This is a genomic window from Roseateles sp. P5_E11 (assembly GCF_054049355.1).
In genome coordinates this window covers 1-4261 of the sequence record NZ_JBFUMO010000506.1, presented here as the reverse complement: position 1 = coordinate 4261, position 4261 = coordinate 1, and the positions used below count along the sequence as shown (strand labels likewise).

General features: G+C 67.9%; 3 protein-coding genes. 2 read left to right on the top strand and 1 reads right to left on the bottom strand.

Features of this window, described 5'->3' with window-relative positions:
- Positions 1 to 1673 (top strand): response regulator (locus ACXJKR_RS25790; protein WP_457325231.1); only part of this gene is annotated, 1673 nt, incomplete at its 5' end.
- Positions 1674 to 1762: 89 nt separating this feature from the next.
- Positions 1763 to 3433: a phosphoethanolamine transferase gene (locus ACXJKR_RS25785; protein WP_457325230.1), complete on the top strand. Its 1671-nt coding sequence runs from the start codon at positions 1763 to 1765 to the stop codon at positions 3431 to 3433.
- Here the strand turns inward: ACXJKR_RS25785 and ACXJKR_RS25780 are convergent.
- On the bottom strand, positions 3430 to 4261 hold an 832-nt coding region (locus ACXJKR_RS25780; protein ID WP_457325229.1), incomplete at its 5' end, for a PA0069 family radical SAM protein. The two genes, ACXJKR_RS25785 and ACXJKR_RS25780, sit on opposite strands and share 4 nt — an antisense overlap.

Genomic DNA, 4261 nt, shown 5'->3' with positions numbered 1-4261 from the left:
ATCCACGGCCCGGCGCCGGGGCGGGAGGCCGCATGTTCCTGATGGACCAGACCATCCAGACGGCGTCGGCGTTGATCATCGACAGCAACGCCAACTCACGCAGCCTGATGTCGGCGCAGTTGCGCGACCTGGGTGTCGGCACCGTGCGCCAGACGCCACGCGTGAAGGATGCGCGGGTGATGCTGGAGCATCAGACGTTTGACATCGTGCTGTGCGACTACCACTTCGACAGCAGCGACACCTCGGGCCAGGACCTGCTCGACGAACTCCGTCGTGAAGGCCTGCTGCCCTATTCCACGGTCTTCGTCATGGTGACGAGCGAGGYCACGTACGCCAAGGTGGCCGAGGCCGCTGAAGCCGCGCTCGACGCCTACCTCATCAAGCCCTACACCAGCGCCAACCTCGCCGAGCGCCTGGCCAGTGCGCGCCACCGCAAGCGCGTGCTCAAGGGCATCTTCGAGGCCATCGAGAACCAGGACTTCGAGACCGCTGCCAACCTCTGCCTGGCGCGCTTCGATGCCAAGGACAAGTACTGGCTCTATGCCGCGCGCATCGGTGCCGAGTTGCTGCTGCGGCTGAAGCGCTTCGACGACGCGCGCACGCTGTACGAGGCCATCATCGCTGCCAAGACCGTGCCCTGGGCGCGACTGGGCGTGGCGCGTACCGAGGTGGCCAGCGGCAATTTGCAGGCCGCACGCCGCACGCTGGAAAACCTCACCGGCGACCTGCCCGACTACGCCGACTCGCATGACCTGATGGGCCATGTGCAGATGGAACAGGGCGACCTCGCCCAGGCACTCAAGACCTATCAGACCGCCGCGACGCTGACGCCCGGCTGCCTGCTGCGCCTGCAGCGCTGTGGCTCACTGGGTTTTTACGCCGGCCAGCGCGCCGAGGCGCTGAAGATGCTGGAGCGCGCCATGTCCCAGGGCCTGCGCTCCAAGCTCTTCGACATGCTCAGCCTCGTGCTGATCGGCCTGATGCGCTTTGACGCGAAGGACCACAAGGGCTTCAAGTACACCCACGACGCGCTGGCCGCCGCGCTGGAACGCGCGCCGGGCTCCATCCGGCTGCAGCGCTTTGACCTGGTCTTGCGCGGCCTGGCCTTCCTGCTGGAGCGCCGTGTCGGCCAGGCCCTGGTCATGGCACGCGAGGTCACCGAGCATGCCCAGAGCGGCAACTTCGACCTCGAGGCGGCCTCGCTGCTGACGGCGCTGTGGATACGCCTGTCCAGCCAGGAGGTCGAGCTTGAAGAGATGATGCCCATTCTGCGCGGCCTGGGCACGCGCTACTGCTCGGCCAAGGCCAGCACCGAGATCCTCGTGTCCATGTCCGAAGGCCACCAGGGCGCGGCCGAGCAGTTCCGCGATTGTCACCAGCAGATCTTCAATGTCGCCGAGACGGCCATGCGCCACTCGCTGCGCGGCAGTGCCAAGGTGGCCGTCGAGCTGCTGATCCAGCAGGGCGAGGCCACGCGCAACGCCAAGCTCATCGACATGGCCGGCCTGGTGCTGAAACGCCATGCCGAGAAGATCGAAGGCGCTTCAAGCCTTGCCGAACAGATCGACGACCTGCACGGGCGCTATGTGAAGCCCATGGGCGGCGGGCCAGGCAAGGCGCGGGCCGCGGGCGGCGTCACGCTGCGCGCGGCGACGGCCGAAATCGCCGCTTGAGCTGACCCGGCGCTGTCGGCCACGTATCACCCGAGACGCCAGCCCGCGCGGGGCCGCGAGAATGCGTCGCCGCCTCTTTCCGCCTCCTGATGCCTTTGCTCAAGCGCCTGCTGGCCTGGTTCCAGCCCGACACCTCGCGTCCCCTCACCCAGGCCTGGCTGGCCGCCCTGTGGATGGGGTTGCTGGCCAATTGGCCGCTGTGGCAGCAGCTGCACGGCATGGCCGATGTGCGCCCCTTCTTCATCCTTGCCTTTGCCGGCATGGTCACCGCCGCGACCGGCGCGCTGCTGAGCCTGCTGGCCTGGCCGCGCTTCATCAAGGGCCTGCTCGTCGTGCTGCTGCTGAGCGCCGGCGCCCTGGCCCACTTCATCGGCAGCTACGGCATCGTCTTCGACCCCACCATGGTCACGAACATGGTGCAGACCGACGTGCGCGAAACGCGCGACCTGCTGAGCTGGCGGCTGCTCGTCAGCATCGCACTGCTGGGCGCCTTGCCCGCCTGGTGGTTGCTGCGCCGGCCCACCGCGCCGCGGCAGGCCCTGCCGAAGCGCCTGGGCGGCAACGTCGTCGCCTTTGGCCTCGGCCTCGTCGCGATGGTGCTGCTGGCGTTGAGCGTGTTTGCCKATCTGTCATCGACGATGCGCAACTACAAGACCATCCGCTACATGGTCACGCCGCTGAACGCGGTCTATTCGATCAGCAGTGCCGCGCTGCGCCGCCAGGCCGCACCCAGCGGCCCGCCCGCCGTCATCGGCGTCGACGCCCGGCTGCTGCCGCGCGCGGAAGGGGCCAGGCCGCCGTTGCTGCTGTTCGTCGTCGGCGAGACGGCGCGCTCCATGAACTTCAGCCTGAACGGCTACGCACGGCAAACGAACCCGGAGCTGGCCAAGCTGCCAAGCTCGAATCTGATCAGCCTGCGCCAGGTCACCTCCTGTGGCACCGCCACGGCGGCCTCCCTGCCCTGCATGTTTTCGCCGCTGGGCCGCGAGGCTTTTGGCGACGTGAAGGGTACGCAGGAAAACCTGCTCGACGTGCTGCAACGCACCGGCCTGGCCGTGCTGTGGCTGGACAACCAGAGCGGCTGCAAAGGCCTTTGCGACCGCGTGCCCAACAGCTCAACAGCCAAGCTGCCTGAAGGCGCGGCTCCGCTGCCGGCGGGCCTGTGCGATGGCGAAGAATGCTTCGACGAAGCTTTGCTGCATGAGTTGGACAAACGCATCGCGGCGCTGGATCCGGCGCGTGTGAAGCGTGGCGTCGTCCTCGTCATGCACCAGATGGGCAGCCACGGCCCGGCCTACTTCAAGCGCTCACCGCCCGACCTCAAGCCCTTCCAGCCCGAGTGCAAGAGCAACGCGCTGCAGCAGTGCCCGCGCGAGCAGGTCGTCAATGGCTACGACAACACGCTGGTGACGACCGACCGCCTGCTGGCGCGCAGCATCGCCTGGCTGCAGGCGCAACAGGCCTTCGATGTGGGCATGCTCTACGTCTCTGACCACGGCGAGTCGCTGGGCGAGAAYGGCCTCTATCTGCACGGCATGCCCTATGCCATGGCGCCGGCCGAGCAAACGCATGTGCCCATGGTGCTGTGGGTGCCCGAGGGTGGAGGGCTGGCTGCGTCGCTGAAGCCCGGCTGCCTGCAAGGCCTGCGCGACAAGCCCGCCTCGCACGACAACCTCTTCCACACCGCGATGGGTTGGGTGGGCGCTCGGTCGGACGTCTACAAGGCCGATTGGGATTTGCTCGCCGGCTGCCGGCGCTAGAACAGGCTCCCCTGCGCTGACGGTTTGCGTGGCGGTGTGAACAGCGCCAGTTGCACCGGCCGCCGCTTGTTGCGCAGGCCCAGCTTGTGGACGGCCCGCTGGAAGCGCGCCTGCAGCAGCTGAGCCCACACGCCTTCGCCGGYAAAGCGCGTGYCGAAGCGAGCGTCGTTGTCTTTGCCGCCGCGCATGTCGCGGATGCGCGCCATGACACGCTCGGCGCGGTCGGGGAAGTGGCGCTGCAGCCAGTCCTGGAACAGCGGATTCACCTCCCAGGGCAGGCGCACCGGGATGCTGAACGCCGAACTCGCCCCGGCCGCTGCAGCGGCTTCGAGGATGCGTTCCAGCTCGGGCTCGTTGATGAAGGGAATGACGGGCGACACGCTGACGCCCACCGGCACGCCAGCCTCGGCCAGTGCCTGGATGGTGCGCAGCCGCCGCGCGGGCGCCGCAGCGCGTGGCTCGAGGATGCGGGCGAGGTCGTTGTCCAGCGTCGTCACCGACAGGTAGACCGACACCAGGCCCTGCATGGCCATCGGTGCGATCAGGTCCAGGTCGCGCTCGATGCCGCTGCTCTTGGTGACGACCGAGAACGGGTGGCTGCACTCCGCCAGCACGTCGACGATGCGGCGCGTGATGCCCAGCTTGCGTTCAACCGGTTGGTAAGCATCGGTGGCCGTGCCCAGCACCAGCGACTTGGGCACGTACTTGGCGCCGGCCAGCGTTTCGCGCAGACGCTCGGCCGCATTGACCTTGGCAATGATGCGGGTCTCGAAGTCCAGCCCCGGCGACAGGTTCAGATAGCTGTGCGTGGGCCGCGCAAAGCAGTAG